19 protein-coding genes and 1 pseudogene are annotated in these 21,031 nt (G+C 35.4%); 10 read left to right on the top strand and 10 right to left on the bottom strand.

Translation table 11 applies throughout. The features are described 5' to 3' along the window. Positions 1-17: 17 nt before the first annotated feature. Complete coding sequence (locus CVS84_RS00535; protein WP_107690741.1) at positions 18-1,019, top strand: TerC/Alx family metal homeostasis membrane protein; 1,002 nt, start codon at positions 18-20, stop codon at positions 1,017-1,019. A 120-nt stretch (positions 1,020-1,139) separates the two neighbouring features. Here CVS84_RS00535 and CVS84_RS00530 read toward each other — a convergent pair whose 3' ends face one another. The 9 genes and pseudogenes from CVS84_RS00530 to CVS84_RS00490 all read right to left on the bottom strand — a co-directional run bounded on the left by CVS84_RS00530 (position 1,140) and on the right by CVS84_RS00490 (position 11,922). Further along, on the bottom strand, positions 1,140-1,703 hold the full coding sequence (locus CVS84_RS00530) for a MotE family protein (RefSeq protein ID WP_107690740.1): 564 nt from the start codon (positions 1,701-1,703) through the stop codon (positions 1,140-1,142). Next, entirely contained in the window at positions 1,703-2,125 is a 423-nt protein-coding gene (locus CVS84_RS00525) for a flagellar export protein FliJ (RefSeq protein ID WP_107690739.1), read from the bottom strand. Before CVS84_RS00525 ends, CVS84_RS00530 begins: the two co-directional genes overlap by 1 nt. Beyond that, positions 2,122-3,372, bottom strand: a complete 1,251-nt coding sequence (locus tag CVS84_RS00520) for an adenylosuccinate synthase (RefSeq protein ID WP_107690738.1) — start codon at positions 3,370-3,372, stop codon at positions 2,122-2,124. Before CVS84_RS00520 ends, CVS84_RS00525 begins: the two co-directional genes overlap by 4 nt. A gap of 2 nt (positions 3,373-3,374) precedes the next feature. Then, a complete protein-coding gene (locus tag CVS84_RS00515; protein WP_021090725.1) occupies positions 3,375-4,241 on the bottom strand; it encodes an ATP phosphoribosyltransferase regulatory subunit in 867 nt (288 codons plus the stop codon). Beyond that, a complete protein-coding gene (locus CVS84_RS00510) occupies positions 4,241-8,335 on the bottom strand; it encodes a diguanylate cyclase domain-containing protein (protein WP_107690737.1) in 4,095 nt (1,364 codons plus the stop codon). Before CVS84_RS00510 ends, CVS84_RS00515 begins: the two co-directional genes overlap by 1 nt. Before the next feature lie 146 nt (positions 8,336-8,481). Further along, a pseudogene (locus CVS84_RS00505) lies at positions 8,482-9,110 on the bottom strand (NAD(P)H-dependent oxidoreductase). Positions 9,111-9,204: 94 nt separating this feature from the next. Beyond that, positions 9,205-10,227: a selenide, water dikinase SelD gene (selD, locus tag CVS84_RS00500; RefSeq protein WP_413784316.1), complete on the bottom strand. Its 1,023-nt coding sequence runs from the start codon at positions 10,225-10,227 to the stop codon at positions 9,205-9,207. Then, positions 10,224-10,823 carry a sulfurtransferase-like selenium metabolism protein YedF gene (yedF, locus tag CVS84_RS00495; protein ID WP_107690736.1) on the bottom strand — a complete coding sequence of 200 codons (600 nt, stop codon included), beginning with the start codon at positions 10,821-10,823 and terminating at the stop codon, positions 10,224-10,226. The genes selD and yedF overlap by 4 nt, the downstream gene beginning before the upstream one ends. Before the next feature lie 151 nt (positions 10,824-10,974). Then, entirely contained in the window at positions 10,975-11,922 is a 948-nt protein-coding gene (locus CVS84_RS00490; protein ID WP_107690735.1) for a formate dehydrogenase subunit gamma, read from the bottom strand. A gap of 341 nt (positions 11,923-12,263) precedes the next feature. On the opposite strand from CVS84_RS00490, the gene CVS84_RS00485 reads away from it, so the two are divergent. Further along, complete coding sequence (locus tag CVS84_RS00485; protein ID WP_107690734.1) at positions 12,264-12,860, top strand: DJ-1/PfpI family protein; 597 nt, start codon at positions 12,264-12,266, stop codon at positions 12,858-12,860. 78 nt (positions 12,861-12,938) lie between these two features. Here the strand turns inward: CVS84_RS00485 and nspC are convergent, their stop codons facing one another. Continuing rightward, entirely contained in the window at positions 12,939-14,078 is a 1,140-nt protein-coding gene (gene nspC, locus CVS84_RS00480; protein WP_107690733.1) for a carboxynorspermidine decarboxylase, read from the bottom strand. Between the two features lie 83 nt (positions 14,079-14,161). Between nspC and CVS84_RS00475 the strand changes: the two genes are divergently transcribed. From CVS84_RS00475 to CVS84_RS00440, 8 genes are all read left to right on the top strand, one after another. Continuing rightward, positions 14,162-14,383: a MoaD/ThiS family protein gene (locus CVS84_RS00475; RefSeq protein WP_087585430.1), complete on the top strand. Its 222-nt coding sequence runs from the start codon at positions 14,162-14,164 to the stop codon at positions 14,381-14,383. A gap of 1 nt (position 14,384) precedes the next feature. Next, positions 14,385-14,819 (top strand): molybdopterin synthase catalytic subunit, encoded by a 435-nt coding sequence (locus tag CVS84_RS00470; protein ID WP_103579706.1) that lies wholly within the window; start codon positions 14,385-14,387, stop codon positions 14,817-14,819. An 11-nt stretch (positions 14,820-14,830) separates the two neighbouring features. After that, positions 14,831-15,292, top strand: coding sequence for a molybdate transport repressor (locus CVS84_RS00465; protein WP_087576576.1), 462 nt, complete (start codon positions 14,831-14,833; stop codon positions 15,290-15,292). Between the two features lie 241 nt (positions 15,293-15,533). After that, positions 15,534-17,384, top strand: a complete 1,851-nt coding sequence (locus tag CVS84_RS00460; RefSeq protein WP_107690732.1) for a TonB-dependent receptor domain-containing protein — start codon at positions 15,534-15,536, stop codon at positions 17,382-17,384. Between the two features lie 11 nt (positions 17,385-17,395). Beyond that, a complete protein-coding gene (locus tag CVS84_RS00455; protein ID WP_103579709.1) occupies positions 17,396-18,361 on the top strand; it encodes an ABC transporter substrate-binding protein in 966 nt (321 codons plus the stop codon). Next, entirely contained in the window at positions 18,358-19,155 is a 798-nt protein-coding gene (locus tag CVS84_RS00450; protein ID WP_107690731.1) for an ABC transporter permease, read from the top strand. Before CVS84_RS00455 ends, CVS84_RS00450 begins: the two co-directional genes overlap by 4 nt. Next, positions 19,155-19,844, top strand: coding sequence for an ABC transporter ATP-binding protein (locus CVS84_RS00445; RefSeq protein WP_103587321.1), 690 nt, complete (start codon positions 19,155-19,157; stop codon positions 19,842-19,844). The genes CVS84_RS00450 and CVS84_RS00445 overlap by 1 nt, the downstream gene beginning before the upstream one ends. Beyond that, positions 19,837-20,943 carry an NnrS family protein gene (locus CVS84_RS00440; protein WP_107690972.1) on the top strand — a complete coding sequence of 369 codons (1,107 nt, stop codon included), beginning with the start codon at positions 19,837-19,839 and terminating at the stop codon, positions 20,941-20,943. The genes CVS84_RS00445 and CVS84_RS00440 overlap by 8 nt, the downstream gene beginning before the upstream one ends. Positions 20,944-21,031 lie beyond the last annotated feature (88 nt).

Below are 21,031 nucleotides of genomic sequence, written 5' to 3'. Positions count from 1 at the left end.
AATTTTAAGGATAAAAGTTGAACGCATTAGAAATTCAAACAATTATAGTTTTTCTCATAATGGCATCACTTGCCTTTGGAATAGATCTTTTTGCTCATAAACATGATGAGAAAATTTTACTAAAACATGCTGGCATTTGGTCTATCTTTTGGATAGGAGTTTCAGTACTTTTTGGCATATATTTATATTTTGAGCGAGGCAGTGAAATAGCAAGTCTTTATTTTGCAGGATATGCGCTAGAAAAGTCGCTCTCAGTAGATAATCTTTTTGTGATGATGGCGATTTTTTCATGGTTTAATATACCTGAAATTTATCGCCACAGAGTGCTTTATTTTGGCGTTATAGGAGCTATGATATTTAGGCTCATCTTTGTAGCCGTAGGTACGATGCTTTTTGCCATCTCGCCTTGGATGGAGCTAATATTTGCAGCAATAGTCGCATATAGTGCTGTAATGATGATAAAAAAAGATAAGTGTGATGAGGATATAAAAGATTATTCAAACCACATAGCTTATAGGGCAGTTTATCGCTTCTTTCCGGTTTTACCACAGCTTTTTGGACATAGTTTTTTTGTTAAATTTAGCGAAATTTCTAAGCAAATTCCAGATAGTCAAAAAACTACTCTTAACGATCAAATTTTAAGGCTAAAAGCCACTTGGATAGCAACACCATTATTCTTGTGTCTTTGCGTGATTGAGCTAAGCGATGTGATATTTGCTTTTGATAGCGTTCCGGCTGTCATTGCTGTGAGTAAAGATCCTGTGATTGTTTATTCAGCGATGATATTTGCGATACTTGGGCTAAGAACGCTTTATTTTGTGCTTGAAGCACTCAAAAATTTTTTAAAGTATTTAGAAATTTCTGTGATCGTGCTTTTGTTTTTTATCGCAACAAAGCTGGCTTTAAATGCGACTGCTCATATCTTTCATATCGGTTTTGAAATTTCTGCACAAATTAGCCTTTTTATCATTCTAGTCATCCTTGGAGTTGGGGTGCTAGCAAGTTTGGTTAAAAAATAGCCACCACAAAAGTATGCAAGCTAAAGTTAGGCAAGCTTAAAATCAAAAATTTATAAGCAAGTGCTTTATATTTTGGTGTCTAAATTTTTTAGGATTTTGCTTGCTTGTGTAAAAGATTGATTACTGAATATTTATGCTGCCGGCTGGAGTTGGCATATCACCTTTTTCATCAGCAAATGGTGGCCCTTTTTGAAGCAAAGTGGTGATCTCAGATGCTACTTTTGGATCCATTTTCGCCATGATAGTTGATATCTTTTTGGCATCAAGAGCATAAAGTATGGTGGCTGCGTTTGATCTAGGCATTTTAGAAAGCACCTCAGCTGCCGCACCATCTTTCATCTTAGAATACGACTCATTGACTTTATCACTAGTCATTGTGCGAAGTTCTTTTAAAATTTTCTCATTTTTGGCGACCACTTCATCGATCTCTTTGCGTTTTTGTTCGATCACTTTCATTGTCGCATTTAGATCAGCTTCTTTTTTGGCAAGCCTTTTATTATTTTCTTCATAGGCTGCTGCCGAGCTTGCGCGAAATACCTCTAAAGCTTGGCGCTGTTCATCTATGATCTCAAGTTCCTTTAAAATTTCTTCTTTTCTAGCTTCAAAAATTTGCGTACAGTCAACTGGTACTTCAAAACAAAATGCAAAATTTAAAATAGTTAAGAGTAATAAAACCGCTCTCATCACAACTCGCTCTTAGCTGTAAATTTCATCACCGCAAACTCATCAAGTGCAAGTGCTTCGGCCTTTTGTATACGTTTTATCTCTTTTTTAAACTCTTCTTTTTCTAGATATTTCATCTTTTCGTACTCTAAATTTGCATTTTTATATTTATATTCGTAATGCGAAACCTCTTTTTTAGCTATTTCAAGGCTCTCTTTGCAGGCATTTAACTCTTGCCTTGCTATCTTTATAAACTCTAAATTTTCCTTTAGCTCACCTATATTGCCACTTTTTGGCAAGCAAAACTCCTCAAGCTTTGCTCTTAAATGTACTAAATTTTCTTCAAAATTTCTTACATTAAGCCTAGCAACGGCAAGCTTTGCCTCTACCTTATCCATCTCTTGTTTTTTTACGCGGACGATAGAGGTAAATTTGCTTTTCATCTAATGATCGTATCGCTTCTTTCAGGGCTTGTTGAGATGTAGCCGATCTTTACGCCAGTTAGCTCTTCTATTCTCTTGATATAAGCTCTTGCATTTGCTGGCAGATCTTCATATTTGCTTATACCTTTTACACTATCCCAGCCTGCAAGTTCTTCATAGATAGGAGTTGCATTTTCAAGATCTGTCGGCATATAATCGATAGTTTCACCATTATATTGATAAGCTTTGCAAATTTTTACCACCTCAAATCCATCAAGAACATCAAGCTTCATAAGTGCATAAGTATCGACACCGTCAAGCCTTGATGCGTATTTTACACTCACAGCATCAAACCAACCACAACGTCTACGGCGGCCTGTTGTTGTGCCAAATTCCTTACCGATATCACACATCTTATCGCCATTTACGCCTTTATCTTCTGTCGGGAAAGGGCCAAAGCCAACACGAGTTGTGTAAGCTTTTATAACACCTATTACTTCACCGATTTCTTTTGGATTTAGTCCAAGCCCTGTACAAGCACCTGCACTTATAGTATTTGAGCTAGTGACATAAGGGTATGTACCATGATCGATATCTAGGAGCGTGCCCTGAGCGCCTTCAAGTAATACCTTTTTATTTTCATCAAGTGCCTTCCACACTAGGTTTGTAGTATTTGCGATAAATGGAGCCAAAACCTCTTTATATCTTTTTAGCTCTTCAAGCAATTCATTCTCGTTAGGAATTTTTACACCAAGTGCGTCAAATACGCATTTGTTTGTCTCAAAATCATGCATTAAAGCATCGCACAAACGCTCTGGCTCAAGTAGTTCGCCTACTCTGTGACCGCTTCTACTTATTTTATCAGCATAAGTTGGTCCAATGCCTTTTCCAGTCGTACCGATTGCTTTTTCGCCTTTTAGTCTCTCTTTTGCTTGATCGATTTGGCTATGGTAGCTTAGATTTAAATGTGCTTTATCACTAATATAAAGTCTTCCCTCCAAATTTTCAAACTGTGCCATTTCAGTGATTAATACTTCTGGGCAAACAACAACACCATTGCCAATGATATTTATGATATTTTTGTGTAAAATTCCGCTTGGAACAAGGTGCAAAGCATATCTAACGCCATCAACCCAGATAGTATGGCCGGCATTATGGCCGCCTTGTGAGCGACAGATCATGTCATAGTTTAGTCCTAGCATATCAACTATCTTGCCTTTGCCCTCATCACCCCATTGAACTCCAACTACTAAATCAGCCTTTCTCATTCTTACTTCCTTAAATTAATTTTTTCTTCTATCAATGCATCCGTATAAACAGCAAAACCACTATTTATTTTTCCGTCTATTTCGTAGCTGCCGCCACTTGCTATTATGCTGTTATTTCTTAAAAATCTAAAAAATAAACTATCGTAATATCTCATTTTCGAGTAATATAGCGGAACTATTCTTAAATTTTTATATTCTAAAGCGCTGGCTAAATTTCTCAAATTTTCAAGCGGTTCTTTTAGTTTGCTTGGAGAAATTTTAATCACCTCATCCAGCTCATCAACTGACTTTAAAAGAGCAAGAGCACTTAGCCATGGAACATTTTGAGATAAAATTTTTTCCATTTGCCCATTTTCAAAAATTTCAATAGGCACGCTTAAAATTTCACAAATCACTCTTGGAATTTGTATATTGCTCACTTGCAAAAATGTATCCATTTTTAGCTCATTAAGAAGCTTTGCTACGATATTTATGCTTTTTAAAACATCATTTTCACCGATTAGTTCGGCTCCGATTTGATAAATTTCTTGGCTTGGATAGCGAAAGACTGGCTGGATATAAAACCATCTTTTTGATTCGTTTGCCTTTAGTCTTCTAAGCACGATCCTTACAGTATCTACCGTGCTATCAGCTCTTAGACTTATCTCGTGATTTAGGCTATCGCTAAAACGTAAAAGATTTGTAGCATCTACACTTAAATGCTGGTGATATGAGAAAAATGGCGTTACGATCTCGCTAAAGCCTTCATTTTCTAAAATTTCACTAGCTTTTTGTTCGATCTGCCTCTTTAGCTTTGCGCTACTGGCAAAGTATAGCTTGCTTCCATTTGGGATTTCGTGCTCATAAACATTTAAAGCATTTTCATTCATTATTTATTCGCTCCACTCAAATTTAGATCATTATCGCATAATAAAATTGCCTCATTAGCTAAATTTATTACGTTCTCTTTGTCTATTTTTACAAGGATCGTATCTAAAATTTCAGCTAATTTTTCATTTATTATTCTGATATCATCTACTTGATTTGCTATTTCGTCTTTTAATTTTTCGCTTACTTTTTCATCGCATTTAAGCAAATTTATCAAACGAGTCATAAGCTCTTTTGCACCTACTATTTTGCAAAGCATATTGTAGTTCTCATCATCTTGAAAATTTCTTACATTTAGCGGAGATGATAGAGCAAATTTAAATTTAAGCACATCATCCAGGCTAAGCTCTGGCGCAAAAAGCCGTCCTTGAAATCTACTAAAGCCAAATCCAACAAAAATTTCAAGCATGCTTTTATCTTCTAAATTTTTTATCATGACATCAAAATTAAATGTATCTGATACATACTTTATCATACGTATGGTCTTTAGCGCTTCTACTGAGTCAAAAATTTGTTTGCAAAATCTTTTATCTATATTAAATCTATTTGTTTTTAACATACCTAAAGCTTCTACCGAGCCTGAATAAGACGCAAAATCATCAAGCGAAAAGCTAACGCCTAGTTCCTTATAAGCATCGATATATCTAACAACATCATCTAAATTTACGCCACTTGCGGAGTCAACGATGTCTATGATTAGTCCATTAGCGTCTAGCTGCTCATCTTCTAAAAGCTTTTTAAATTTCTCAAAAAACTCAGAAGTCATTAGCTTTTTAATGCACAAATTTACTCTAACTTTTGCATTTATTCCCTCTTTTAGCCATACAGCCCTAGCTTTTAAAGCATCTTTTAGCGTAAATAATGCGATAGCGACAACTGCTTTTGAGCCTTTTGCAAGCGGTAAGAAGTCTGATGGCCTTAATATCTTATCGCCATTTTTCCATCTAATAAATGCCTCAAAACTGCTAACTTCCCCGCTTTTTATATCAATCTCAGGCTGATAAAGCAAGAACATCTCGCCAGCATCGATAGCTTCAATGATCTTTGAGTCATCTCTATATTCATTTTTAAAGTATGTATCTTTTTTCGAATTAAATACATAATATTTATTTTTTCCATTAAGCTTTGCTTGATACATAGCCCAATCGGCTCTTTCAATTAGATCATCAACGCTAAGCGCATCGCTACTTAAGCTAATACCAATACTTACGCTAAGTTTTTTCTCGTCATCATCAATAGAAATTTTACTCTGACCCACTCTTAAGATGTTTTCAGCAGTTTCGTAAATTTCTCCCAAATTTTCATAAGGCATAGCGCCTATAAACTCGTCTCCGCCTATTCTTGCAAATATTCCTTGTTTTGGAAAAATTTCATCTATTTTTTTTGAAATTTCTATTAGGATTTTATCGCCTACTTGATGTCCGTATCCGTCATTTATCGATTTAAAATTATCAAAATCGACATAAAAAGCTGCTATTTTTAAGCTTTTTTTCGCTTGTTTTAGCAGATTTTCTAGCTTATTAAAAAGTAAAAATCTATTTGGTAGCCCAGTCAGCGTATCGTGATACGCGATAAATTCGAGATACTCTTTATTGTAGCAATCATCATTTGCGCTTGAAGCTAACAATATATATCCCTCTTGATCGCCAAATGCGTTTAAAAGCTTGCTTATACTTATGACTTCGAGTCTATTTTTGCTTCGAACATCATGAATAAGACCTTGCCAAAAGCCAGTTATTTTAAGTGAATTTAAAATTTCATCTTTAATATCTTTTAGTCCGTTTTTAAAATTTATTATATCTTTTGAGTAAATTTTCTCTATAAAATTTTTATCTCTAGAAATGTTAAGCGTATCGAAAAAAGCGTCATTAGCATCTATGATCCTAAACTCATCATCAAGCATAATAATTTGCTCTTTTGCATATGAGAAAATTTTTGCTAAAAGGTCTTGATAAGAAAAAAAGCTATTTTGCACACTAAGATCTTGCATTGTGCCCTTTATAACGCTTGCTTCACCATCATAAAAAGCTATTGCTTTTGCTCTAATCCTTACATAAATAATCTCTTTATCAGCCCTATAAAAACGCACTTCGCCATCATATACTTCACCTTTTTTTATAAGGTCAAAAAAGTCCTTAAAGCTTACAAATTCATCTACAAATATAGTTTTTGCGCGTTCAAAATTTATACTCATATCCCCATTTAATGCATATCCGAGCGACTTGGCAATAGCATTTGGGATATAAAGCGTGTTGCTTTTTTTATCCCATGAAAAGACAAGCGCTTGGCTTGCCCAAAGTATGCTTTGAAAATATTTTAATTCAGCATCATATTTTTCTTGCAACTTTGCTATATCACTTAAGTCATTAAAAAAGTAGATGATCTTTCGCTCTTTATCAGCACCATTATCAATAAATTTTACTTTTATCTTAAATGGCGTTTTGTTGTTTTCATTTGTTTGCATATTGGCTACGAGATTTATCTCGCTATTTTTGCTACCTTTTTCAAAGAATTTTTTAGATTCATTAGAAACATTTACAGCAAACTCATCTAAACTTTCAGGGCTTATTAGATCTTTTAAATTTATAAGCTTCTTATCTTGCGGGACTTTGAAGATACTATCGATATTTTGAGTACTTCTTACGATAGAAAATGGGTCGCTGCTTAATGCTTCTGCTATTACATTTGGCGATAAAAACGAATAATCATTTATTGCTTCGTTATCCTTTTTCGTAAATTTTTCATCGTCAAGCTCGTGTATAAGCATAAAATTTAGCCTAGAATCCCTTAGCTCGATCTGCGACTCTTGTAAAAATCCCTCTTTAGTGCTGCCATCTTTTGTTTTTAGCTTGATTTTAAAACTCATATCGCTATTTTGAGCGTCTTGTTTCATTTGCATAAACAATGCAAAATCGCCATCTATTAAATCATTTAAATTTAGCTCTATAATCTCATCTTTTGTGTAGCCAACGGAAGATAAAAATGCATTACTAGCATCAATAATATCGCCGCTATAAGCATCATAAACTACTATTTTCAAAAAGCTTTGTTCAAAAATATAGCCAAATCTACTTTTGTATTCTTCTAGTCCGGCAGTTGCTTTTTTGGTTTCTATTTTTAGCTTGTTTATTCCATTTTTTATATCTTCAAATTCTGTTATATTAAGGCTTCGTCTTATCTCATATTCATCACCATCTAAAGTATCTCTTACCTCTTTTAAAGCTGGCATTATCCTATTTTTTATAAATTTTACATCTCTAACCCATAAAAATATGGAAGATATAAAACAAAAGATCGATAGCCAAAATAACACAAACTGCATAAAGATATGAAAATGCTTCGTTGAAGCGGTAATAACAAAAATTTTATACTCTGGCATATAGCTTATGAGATAAAAGCCCATATGGCTTAAAGAAAATATTATTTTATCCTCTTTAAACTCATCGCCAAGACTCACATAAGGCAAAAACATCGATTCATCAAATTTTTTATAAAACTCATCTCTTGATAAATTTCCATATTTATCTACCAGATAAGCATAAGTTTTGCTTTTCTCATCGTAATCTACATTGGTGTAGTTTTGTAAAAATTTTATATCAATTTGAACTAAAATGCTGCCTCCATTTTTTAGTCCATAAGATGCATAAATGTCTCTAAAACGACTGTTTTTATAAACTCGATCTGATACTGTAAATTTCCCAGCATCTGTCTCGTTTAAACTAAGCCAAGATAGATCCTTTTCGGCTATGTCATCAGCACCTAAAAATCTCTTTGAATAGATTAAATTTCTATTTTTATCAAAAACGTAAAAAGCTATATAAAGATCGTTTTTTGTTGAATTTTTATCAAATAGCATATCACTAAGACCTGCTTCAACCATTTTTGATTTTAAAAATAGATCATTTTTTATTATAAAAAAGCTATTTGAGATTGATGATTTTATATTTGAATTAGTTGAGCTAAGGTCATACTTTATATCGTTCGTACCAGCACAAACTACAAATAATGCTAAAAATATAAATGAGAGTAAAAGTAAAATAGACTTTGTATAAAACATTTTTACTATTTGAAGGCTGGTTTTTTGTTTCTCAAGCACGATAGACACCTCGTTAGTTTAGGTTTTGGCTCTGATTTTATCCCATTTTTACTTGATTTGGGTTTATAAAGGTAAGTATTTATTTAGAATTTATTGATTTATTTAAAATTGAGCCAAAAATTTATTTAAAATTTGGCTCAAATATCTTAATAGATCCAAGTAACGATATCAGAAATTTCTCTGCGAAGTTTTTTGGTTGTGGATTTAGGCGGTAGCCAAATGGCACCATAATAGCCACTCTTTGAAAGCTCTCATCAAGCCCCAAAAGTTCATTTAGAGCATGTCTATCAAAGCCTTCTATCGGGCAACTATCAATGCCCAAACTTGCAGCTGCATTCATCATATTTGTGGCGATTATCATGCATTGTTCATGTGACCACTGAAATGTTAGCTCATCATCATTTTTAAAATTTGCTAGCAAAAAGTCATGATAAAATTTTTGCCTTGCAGCAATGGCTTCAGGATCTTTGTTGGTATTTCTAGCGATTATTTTATTAACGTAGGTGCTTCCAAATTTTACCTCTTTGATCTTAGCTAAAACGACAACTAAATGCGAGCAAGATGTGATTTGCGCTTGATTCCATGAAAGAGCTTTTATTTTTTCTCTAAGCTCTTTATTTTGAACGACTAAGATATCCCACTGCTCAAGACCAGTTGAACTAGGGCTTAACCTACCAGCTTCTAGTATAAAATCAAACTCTCCAGCACCGATTTTTTTGCTTTCGTCAAAAACCTTGCAAGCATGACGAAATTTTAAAATTTCAAGATAATTCATCATCTCTCCTTTTGTAGTTTTTGAAATTATAGAATGGTTAAGTAAATTAAAAGATTTCACTAACGCAATGAGATAGCATGCTATCTTTAAAAATTTATCTTAAAAATATACCAAACTCACTCTTTGGCACCGCAGAGCCAACAATAGCCGAGCTTTCATAACCTACTTCTTTTAACCGTTTTACTGCGAGCATCGCATCCTTTTCACCAACTGCAAGCAAAAGTCCACCTGAAGTTTGTGCATCAAATAGCAAAATGTCAGCTTCTTTATCTACAAAATGCTTTGCAAATTCGCGGTTTTTATAGCTTCCTTCTGGAATGATGCCCATATCTGCAAATTCCTTTGCACTAGCAATGATTGGTACGTTTTTTTCATAAATTTCAAAACTGATCTTTTCATTTAACATTTCGCTTAAATGCCCCAAAAAGCCAAATCCAGTCACATCAGTGGCACCGTAAACTTTAATACCATCAAGTGCCTTTAATGCATAAAAATTTAGCTGTGCCATGATAGTTGCAGCCTCTTTTATCTGTTCCATGCTTAATAAATCAGCCTTTATTGCTGTACTTAAAATACCGCTTCCAAGGGGCTTTATAAGTATCAAAACATTGCCATTTATAGCTGTATTATTTGCCCAAAATTTATCAGGATGCACCTTTCCAGTAATGCTAAGCCCATAATACATCTGCTGTGTCTCGATCGTATGCCCGCCAACTATAATGCCACCACACTCTTTTACTTTATCGGCTCCACCTTGTAAAATTTCTCCTAAAATTTCAGGTGCCAAGTTGCAGCTATCAAAGCCTACGATATTTAGAGCATTTATCACCTCACCACCCATTGCAAAGACGTCGCTTAGGCTATTTGCAGCAGCGATTTGACCGTAGATAAATGGATCATTTACCACAGGCGTTATAAAGTCAAGCGTTTGAACCAATGCAAGGTCATTTGAAATTTTAAAGACACTCGCATCCTCATTAGAATTGGTGCTTGAGAGCAGATTTGGATGAGATAAATTTAAACTACTAATCGTTTTGTTTAGACCCGACGGGTCAAGCTTAGCAGCTCAACCAGCGGCTCTAACGAACTGCGTAAGCTTTTTGTCGTGGTAGATCATAATTTGATTTGCTCGTGAGTTGAGAGTATGTCGATGATCTCATAAGCATTTGAAATTTCGCCAATCGCAAGATCACTTACTAGCTTATAAGCCTCCAAGCAGCTTCCGCAGCTTAAAATTTTAACACCAGCAGCTTCAAGATCTTTAAGCGGCTTAAAGCTTGGGTGTGAGCGGTTTGCAGTCATCTTTACAGCGTTATTTACGCAGATTATTATCTTTGGTTTTTTCTCAACTTGAAGAAATGCTCCTAAGAATTTTGATAGTAAATTTATTCCTACTTCACCACTTCCTGCGCGCTCGTCGTTTAGATAGAGCACTTTTTCGCTTTTTGGTGTGATATCGCAAACAAACTCATCAAAATTTGTAAGCTCAAGCGCATTTTTGTCTTTTGTAGCTAAAATTTTAGTCTCATTGCCATTGCTTTCTAGGCTAAAGTTTATATTTTGATTTTTTAAAAATCTTGAAATATTTTCTTTTGGGGCTAGTGCATTTACCAAAATTTCTAAGCTTTCGCCTTCGCTTAAACCATCAAGTGCATTTTTTGTCATTATGACTGGTTTTGGACATTCTAAATTTCTACAATCAATTGTTGTCATGATTTTTCCTTTTGCAATTAGTATTTCAAACCTTGAAACTAGTTTGGATTATAGCCAAAAAAATATTAATTATTTTAAAAATTTTAATGTATAAATTTGAGATAAAAGAGAGCTTTGACCTCGCTTACTAGCAAGGTCAGAGTAAAGTTAATTATTTTAAATTTGTATAAGACTTTTCATAATCAGATACTGGAATTTTATTCTCTCTAACGAGCTCTTGATACCAGTAGTGATGAAGAACATAAACTTCTTCTTCCTCTTTATATCCAGTAATCATCGACCAAATAGCACCATGAATAGCAATAGCTGCCATATAGATATGAACTAGGAAAAATACTGCACAGACTATACCAAGGCAGTTGTGTATAACTACGCTATATCTTAAAAGGTCGATCTGTGTTATGCCAAGCCATGTAGCAACTGCTGGCTCTTTGAAGTCTAAGAAATACATAATCGCACCAGTGATGATCATCACGATACCACCAGGGATAGCGATCCAGTACCATGCTTTTTGACCAGCATTAAATTTACCAGCCGGAACAGGTCTCTTTTTCTTTGATAAATAGCCACCAACTATCATCATCCATCTGATATCATAAATTGCCGGAAGCATTCTCTTTGTCCAGGTAAATAACATAGGAAGCACAGAAACAGCAAAGATCACAGTTGCTGTATCGTGCAAGTATCTACAGAAACGCACAAATGTTCCACCGCCAAGCTCTGCACCCCACATGATGATGATACCAGTTGGAACCAAAACCATCCAAGAGATCGCAGCTAGACCGTGAGCTACACGCTCAATCATTGAGAAAGCATATACTTTTTTGCCATCGTGACTGAAGTGTTTTGGTCCGATGATCAAAAAGTGTAGCACGAACGCACCGATGACCGCAAGGATAATACAGAGCGCACCTATGGCAAAGTAGTCGTTACCTTGGATAAAAGTAAATATCGGACCCCAGCTATGCTCATAAGGCTTGATATTTTCTATCCTCTGTGCTGCCCAAATGGTGCTGTCAAATTGATTGACGCCAGTTGGTCCCTCAATGGCCATTGCTGCAACAGACAATGTAAAAAGTAGAGTAAGAATTCTCGTCATTTTATTCCTTTATTTGCATAAAACTTAATGATTTGAGCTTTTAGTTAAATATGCTAAAATCACATAGTTATGCTGTTTTGGTTGCTATTATATCAGAGCTAATCACAAGTAAACCTTAGTAAAAAAAATTACTAATAATTTAATAAAATATATTTAAGTTTTGTTAATTTTCTACTAGAATATACCTAAAAATTTATTATCTAAATTTTAAAAACAATTTTCAGTTATCTCAATTTTTTAGATAAAAATTCTTTAAAAATTTATATTTTTCCCTTTATTTCTTAAAAATTTAAACTAAAATATCAAAGTATTTTTGAAATTTCTATCCAAAAGGCAGAGCAATGAATCTATTTTGTCTTCTTTTTGATGATTACGAGACACTTGATCTCATGGGTCCTGTAGAGTTTTTAGCAAGAGTACCTGGAATAAATCCAAATTTTGTATCGTTTAATAGTAAAGTAATAAAAAGCAAGCAAGGATTTGAAGTAAGAACAAAAAAGTTGGTCAATTTACCAAACAATAGTATTTTGCTGGTACCTGGTGGTCAGAGCACAAGGATTTTAGTAAAAGACAACGAGTTTATATCACATCTTAAAGAGTGTGTTTTGGCTTCAAATTTTTGCCTTAGTGTTTGCACTGGCTCAGCTTTGCTAGCTTGCACTGGAATGCTTGATGGGCTAAAAGCCACATCAAATAAAAAGTCGTTTGAATGGGTAAAACAGTACCGTGATGCCGTAAAATGGCAATCACACGCCAGGTGGGTAAAAGATGATAAATTTTACACGGCTTCAGGCGTGGCCGCCGGCATGGATATGGCTCTTGGCTTCATAAGTGATCATTTTGGTAAAGAATTAGCTCAAAATATCGCAAATGAGACTGAATACAACTGGCAGAAAAGCTCAAAGATAGACAAATTTGCCAAAATTTATGGATACTAATCTGTAAAAATTTTATAGATATAAATACAAATGAGCTTTTAGTATTTAGCAGCCAGAAACTAGCCGCAACACCAGCTATTAGTTTCTACGCCTATACTCTTCGTAGTCTAGCTCTCTAATCATCTTTATCTCGCCATTTTCTTTTAAAAGCAGTAGATCAGGCAGTTTTATGCCGTTAAATGTCGTATTTTTTACGATAGTGTAGTGAATTTGATCTTCAAAGATGACTCGGTCATAGATTTTTAGCTTGCTATCAAATTTATACTCCGCATCGCCCGCTTCAAGCCCTACTATATCGCCAGCTAGGCAGGTATTGCCGCCAAATCTATAAGCAAATTTGCCATTTTCACTCTCGCCCCTAACGGCTGGACGGTAAGGCATAAGCACGGTATCAGGCATGTGTGCCTCGGCCGAGGTGTCAAGGATAGCAATATCTTTTTCGTTATGCACGATGTCAAGTACGCTGCTTATCAAAAAGCCAGTCTGCCAGCCAACCGCCTCACCAGGCTCCAGATAGACCTCTACGCCGTACTTCTCGCGGAAGCGCCTAACTATCTTTATAAGCAGCTCCACGTCGTAATCAGCCCTTGTGATATGGTGGCCACCGCCCATATTTATCCACTTCATCCTTGGGATAAACTCCCCAAATTTCTCTTCAAATGCCTCTAACACGGTTTGTAAGCTACTCGCACTCTCTTCGCAAAGTGCGTGAAAATGAAGCCCACTAATGCCATCAAGAAGCTCTGGCTTAAAATTTTCTCTTGTGATGCCAAGCCTGCTAAATTTGCCGCATGGATTATAGCTGTCAGTTGGGGCTAGTGAGACTTCAGGATTTACGCGCAGGCCGCAGATGATACCATTTTCTAGGGCAATACCCTTAAATTTTTGCCACTGCGCAAAAGAGTTAAATGTAATGTGCTTTGAAATTTTTAAAATTTCATCGAAATCCTCATCCTTAAAGGCTGGACTATAAGTATGAATCTCGCCTTTTACGTATTCGTTTGCAAATTTTGCCTCGTGAAGTCCGCTACAAGTCGCACCATCAAGATAAGAGCCAACCATATCCATCACTCCGCTAAATGCAAAACCTTTGAGTGCGACTAAAATTTTGGCTCCGCTTTGCTCTTTTACGTACCTTAAAAGCTCTAGATTTTTACGTACTTTTGCCTCTTCACAAACGTAGGCTGGGGTTTTTATGCTCTTTAAAATTTCGTTCATTTTTGCTCGCTTTTTAAATTTTTAAATAAGTATATCTAAATTTATTTTTAAGTAAAATCAGCAAAAATCTCAAAGGATAAAACGTGATAGAGATCGAATTTCTTGGGCCTATCGGGCTTGAAAATATAAAAGTAGAGGCAAAAAATTTAGGCGAGATAAAAGAGGCTTTAAGCCAAAAAGAAGAGCTTAAAAAATGGCTAAATATCTGTGCGGTTGCCGTAAATGACGAGATCGTAAGCGATATAAATTTCGCTCTTAAATCAGGCGATAAAATTTCTATTTTGCCACCAGTTTGTGGGGGCTAAGATGCAAATTTATAATGGAAGCTTGGACGTTCAAAGCATCACAAACGAGTGGTATGAACGCTTTAAAGATAAAAACTGCGGTGCACTCATCACTTTTGTTGGGATCGTAAGAGAGGAAGGTGGCATTTCGGCGCTTAGCTTTGATATTTATGAGCCGATCCTTAAAAAATGGCTAGAAGCTTGGGAAGAGCGAGCCAAAAAAGAAAATGCCTACGTACTCTTTGCTCACTCAAAAGGCGATGTGGCAGTGCATACGAGCTCTTATGTTGCAGGCGTTGTGAGCCCTCAAAGAAAGGTTGCGCTAAGGCTTATAAACGAGTTTGTCGAGGACTTTAAGGCAAATGCGCCGATCTGGAAATATGACGTGATAAATGGCGAGAGAATTTATGCAAAAGAGCGCAGCCAAGCGATAAATGGTGCTGGAATTTTAGCTTAAAAGGAAAAATGATGATAACAAAAGAGAGTAAAAAAGATGTATTTTGGGCGCTAGCCTTTGGGCTTGGACTTTTTATATTTAGCATCATTGGCTACTTTTATCTAGCTCTTGGCACAGCGTCTCTCTTTGGTATCATCATTGGCGCTCTCTCAGCGTTCTTTTGTGTTAGAAAAATTTTTCAAAACAACTTTTTACGTATTGAAGATGATGGATTTATTATCACTAAAGGCTCAAAAAGTATAAAATTTTACTTTAAGGATATCGACGAGATCGCCATTAAGAGTTTTGGCGATAAGAAAAAAGTCGAAACTTTGAGTGTAAAATTTAAGAAAAACCGTCTTGATAGAGATGCTTGCTTTGGGTTAGTGCAACCACTAGGTGATGATTTGATCATCATTTTTGACAAATATGAACTCTCGAAATTTACCATTTCAAAAGAGCTAAGAGATAGGCTTAATAATTTTAGAGCCTAACTAAATCAATCCATGATCTAAAAATTTTTATATAACAATTATCAAAATTTTATACATCTTTCACATTAAATTTACACCATTTAGCTACTCTTGCAAAAATAAAATCAAGCATTTTATCTACAATAAGCTCGTAAATGTGGATTAGAAATTTAAAAGATGACTTACATCAACTTTTATAAAGGGTTTTACTACTACAATTATGATAAAAGAAATCATAATTATATCTTTAAAAGGAGTTTACATGAGGCCTATTTTAAGCCTAGCAGTTCTTTCATCACTGCTTCTAGCAAATGAAGCAAATTTAGACATTATAAAGCCTATTAGAGAATTTGCACCGCCACCAGTCATCACGCCAAACGTTGCACAAAGTGCCTTTGTGGAAAATCAATTTGACCGCACTCAAAGAAGCGAATATCCATTTGTTACAAATTTGCTTGATAACTCAGCTGATATGTTTCATATTTCGGCTGGAATGTATGGCAAAAGCTTTTACAACTCATCGCTTTTTAAATATCGTGGCGCAAATTTTTACACCATTTTAAATGCAAATTTCACCAAAGCAAATAATTATAAAGATGGAAGTGGCAAAAGATGGGACTATGGCTACAATAGGCAAGGCCAAAGCGCTATCTTAGGCTTCGTGCCAAATGATCTTAGCGAGCTTAGGCTTACGTTTTTAAGGGATAATATTGATAAAGATAAGCAGCCAGAACATGCGATGGATGCTTTTAAAACGACAAGAAAAGTTGGCAAACTAAATATTCGCTTAGGCGAAGAAGATCTTTCAAATACGCTAAATTTTGAACTTATCCTAAAAAAGGTTGAGCGAAAAGCTGATAATTTTCATCTAAGAGATGCCACTCCAAATGTGAAAGTGGATTTAAAAAGGAATATATTTGAGGCAAATTTAAAGTATGATGTTGATTTTTCAAGCTTTCACAATCAAATAGGCGCTGGCTTTGAAAAAGATAAACATGACGGCAAAAGATACATGAAGCAAGGCAATAACTGGGTCTTTAACGGATACAGATTTGCTGATGTTAGAAATGATAAATTTATGCTCTTTGACACACTTGCTTATAAATTTAATGAAGCAAACGAAGCTTCTCTTGCCTTAAAATATGAAGAGCAAAGAAGCAAGCTTAACGGACTTGATACTAAATATTCTGCACCAAATCCAGATATTAGCACGACTCGCGGGCTACTTCGTAAAATTTATGGTAAAGACGTAAGCGATAAGATCAAAAAAGACGCCTTTAGTGCAAGTTTAAAATATAAATTTACACCAAACGACAAGGATAGCTACTTTGCAAAACTTGAGAGTTTATCTCGCTTGCCAAGCAATATGGAGCGTTTTAACGCACTTTATGGCGCAGGCGATAACGGCTGGATAGCAAATCCAAATTTAGAGCCAGAAAGACACAATAGAGCGATTCTTGGCTTTAAATTTGGTAGCCAGTTTTACAAAGAATACCTAAACTCTCTACAAAACAAAGATGCATTTGGTTTTAGCGGACATTTCATCGCTGATAGCGTTAAAAATTTGATTATTTTTGATAGACGCCACTCAAAAGCTGCTATGCCGCTAAATAAAAATGCTGTCATCTCAAGAAACGTTGATGCAACGCTTTATAGTGTAAATTTCAATACAGAATATAGTTTTGCAAGGCACTTTGGCTTAAAAAGCTCACTTTACTACAACTACGGACAAAACAAAACCGATGGCAGACCGCTTTATCAAATAAGGCCTTTTGAGGCAAATTTTGCATTTGACTACAAAGACTATGCAAGCTTTGGTAGCTACAACCTAGGCACTGCACTAAGACTAGTTTCAAAGCAAACTAGAGGCGATTTTAGCAAGCAAAATGGTCTAGGTATCGACAAAAAAGAGGCCGCAAAAGGATTTGGCTTGCTTGATCTTTATGGCGGCGTAGAGTTTAAAAACAAAGTCGGTATAAGATTTGGTGTAGCAAATTTATTTGATAAAGATTATGCAGAATTTATCAGTGGTGATCACGTAGCAGCACTTGATCCGGTAGTCGTTCATGCCCCTGGCAGAACATTTTTCATTAGCTTTCACAGCAGTTTTTAAAGGAGAAAAAGATGCTAGATAGAAGAAAATTTTTAGGACTTAGCACAGCTTTAGGCGTTAGCGCATTTGCGCCAAATTTATTTGCAAAAGAGAGCTTTACTATGTGGGGCGCGCCAGCAATCCCAAGCGTTATCATGGCAGTTGCTGCACTGCAAGGGGAGTTAAATAAAACTTATGATGTAAGCCTAAACATCTGGAAAACACCAGATCAGCTTCGTGCAGGCGTCGCTAGTGGGGATATTAAAGTCACGATGTCGCCATCAAATGTCGCTGCAAATTTAAGAAACCAAGGGCTTGATTTTGCGATGTTAAATTTGCTGACTCTTGGCGTTATGAACGCTATGGTTAAGGATGAAAAGATCAAAAATTTAGAGGATTTTGTAGGCAAAAAGCTAATCATGCCGTTTCGTGGCGATATGCCTGATCTTGTCTTAAGAGCGCTTTGCAAAAAACGAGGCATAGACGTTAGCAAAATAGACATTACCTATACAGCAACGCCGCCTGAGGCTCTGCTTTTATTTTTACAAAAAGATTTTGACATTTTAATAGTCCCACAACCTCTTGGCGAAGCGACTATTTTGCGTGGTAAAAAAGCAGGCGTTAGCGTGCATTATTCAGTTGATTTTCCAAAAATTTGGGGCGAGAGCTTTGGTACAAAACCGATAATTCCAATGGCTGGCATTATCGTAGAAAGAGGCTTTTACGAGAAAAACTTAAATCTATTTGATACGCTTCATAGCGATCTTAAAAATGCACTTTCATGGATACTTGAGAACAAACAAAGTGCAGCAAAGATAGGCTCAAGCTACTTGCCAGCTCCAGAAGTAGCACTCGCAAATGCTTTTGACAAGGCAAATCTAACAGTAACAAAAGCAAATGAACTACAAAATGAGATCATGGCGTTTTTTGAAGAAATTTATCAGTTTAATCCAAAATTTCTAGGTGGCAAGATGCCTGATAAAGGTCTATTTTTATGATACTAATTGATGGCATTAAAAAAGATCGCTCAAGCTTTTTAAAAATAATTGACTATTTTTGGGGTGGATTTAGCGGATTTGCCGTAGTTTTTTTGATCTTAGCCATTTGGCAAGTGGGAAGCGAGTTTAGCTCCCCACTCTTGCTTCCGTCACCAAAAGATGTATTTTTAAAAGCCTGTGAAATTTTAAAAGATTATAAAAACAGTGAGATAAATATAACGCTTTGCAGATCACTGATTGGAGTTTGCTCGGCAACATTTTTTGGTATATTTTTAGGGCTAATAGCAGGTAGTTTTAAAAGCTTTGCGGCCTTTTTAAAGCCTGTTATCACCTTGCTTTTGTCAATGCCACCAATTATTTGGATAGTACTTGCTATTTTTTGGTTTGGATTTGGAAATTTTAGCACCGTTTTTACTATCTTTATAACCGTTTTACCGCTTACTTTTGCAAGCTCAGCAGTTGCTATGAGTAGCGTAGACGAGGAGCTAAAAGAGATGTTTGATGCTTATCATTTAGGCTTTTTAAAAAAGATAAAACACCTTTATATCCCACATCTTACAAGCTATATCATAAGCTCTGTTAGCGTAGCTGTTGCAATGGGCGTAAAGATAGTAATAATGGCTGAGCTACTAGGCGCAAATAACGGCATGGGAGCAAAGATAGCAAATGCAAGAGCAATGCTTGAAACAACCGAGGTAATGGCGTATGTTCTTTTAAGCATCACTCTTATCATGCTTTTTGAGTACCTCATCATCGAGCCATTAAAAATAGCTCTGATGCCTTGGAGAAGATGATGCTTGAACTTAAAAATGTAGAGTATGAAATTTTAAGAGATAAGGTCGTAAGGAATTTTAGCCTAAATGTAAAAAGTGGCGAGGTAGTGACGCTTTTTGGGCCATCTGGATGTGGCAAGACGACGATACTTCGGCTTATTAGCGGACTAAATGAGCCTAGAAAAGGGGAAATTTTTAATAAATTTAAAAAGATGACATATTTTTTTCAAGAAAATCGTCTGCTTACATGGAAAAATGCTCTTGAAAATGTGCTTTTGGTTATGGATAAACCAGACATTAACGCTGTTTTAGAGCTTTTTAAAAAGGTTGGACTAAGTCAAAAGGACACTTTAAAATACCCAAGCGAACTAAGCGGCGGTATGAGGCAAAGGGTAGCTTTTGTAAGAGCGGTCGTGACAAAGCCTGATCTACTTTTAATGGATGAGCCTTTTTCTGGACTTGATTATGATATGAAAGAAATTTTAATTGAGATTATTGGCCAAAGAGTAAGTGAAGGTATGAGCGTAGTTCTCGTCACGCACGATAGAATGGAAGCTGTGAAAATGTCAAATAGAATTTATTTCCTATCAAGTAAAGGCGCGGTCATACAAAGAGAACTTGAAATAGACAAAGATTTCAAAGAGCGTGATTTTACGTTTATTAGCAAGATGATAGATGAAAATTTCAAAGGTCAAATTTATTATGATTAATAACTTTTTTACTCATCCTATGAGGATATTTTTCTTAATGAGTGCCGCCTGTGCGGTGCTTGGTGCTAGTGTGTTTTTTACTCCAACTGATTTTGTGAGTTTGCATAAATTTATATTTTTGCAACTTTTCTTAGCGCTTGCTTATGCTGGATTTTTGCTAACTGGACTAACTGATTGGACAAATTTTCAAGCATCTTTAAAAATACACGCCTATATATTATTTTCACTCTTTTTCATAAGCTTTATATTGGCATTTTTTAGCCTATTTTTAGCACACTGCTTTATCGCTCTTTTTTGGCTTTACTTGGTTTTGCTTTGTGTTTATATGATCTGGCGAGATAAAAATGATGATCAATTTGGCGTGCTTGGCTTTTTGTTTGGTATTTTAGGCTTTGAAATTTATTATCTAATAAGTGGCAACGAAAAATTTTTAAATTTACAAGTTTTTATCCACGTGATCGCTATTTTACTCATCTCGTACCGCGTTAGTGTTGTACTTGGAAAAGAAGCGCTAAAAAGAGAAAAAGGTATGGATGAAGCTGTTTTTGTGCCAAATTTTATCTATAAAAATATCGCTATTTGCTGCGTTTGTGCTTTTTTGCTTTTAAATATATTTTTTGAAGCAAGCTTAGGTGTCTATTATGCTGCGATAGCTTGTGGAAGTGCGGTACTTGCAAAGCTTAAAGAGTGGCACTATAAAGAGCTTTTTAGGCATAGCTTTGTGATTTTATACTATTTTATGCAGCTATTTTTAGCACTTGGTTTTTTAGGCATCGGCTTTAGCGGTATTTTTGAGCTCCATCTTGAAACAAATTTTATACATCTAATAGCGATAAATGCAGTGATTTTTAGCGTAATGCTTATATTTAATGTCGCAGGACTTCGTCACAGCGGGCAAGAGCTTGAGTTTTTACGCCTTAGTAAAATTGCCTTTATTTTAGTTCTTTTAGCTGGCGTTAGTAGAGGAATTTTGGCTTATTTTTGGAGTGGCTTTTACATTCATTTACCAGCAACACTCATAGCAATCGCTTTTGTTTTTTGGCTCATAAATTTTTATGCGATCTTTAGGGATAACGATTTTAGCGATGATCCAGAGTAAGAAGCTATTAAAAATTTATTCATTAATTAAAAAGAGATTTTAAGTCTTTTTTGAAGTAAGTGGGTATATAATTTGCGATATTTATTAT

The organism is Campylobacter concisus (assembly GCF_003048575.1).
GTDB classification, from domain to species: Bacteria; Campylobacterota; Campylobacteria; order Campylobacterales; family Campylobacteraceae; genus Campylobacter_A; species Campylobacter_A concisus_U.
Note: the sequence above shows the minus strand (reverse complement) of the source record. Positions and strands in the feature narration are given on the sequence as shown.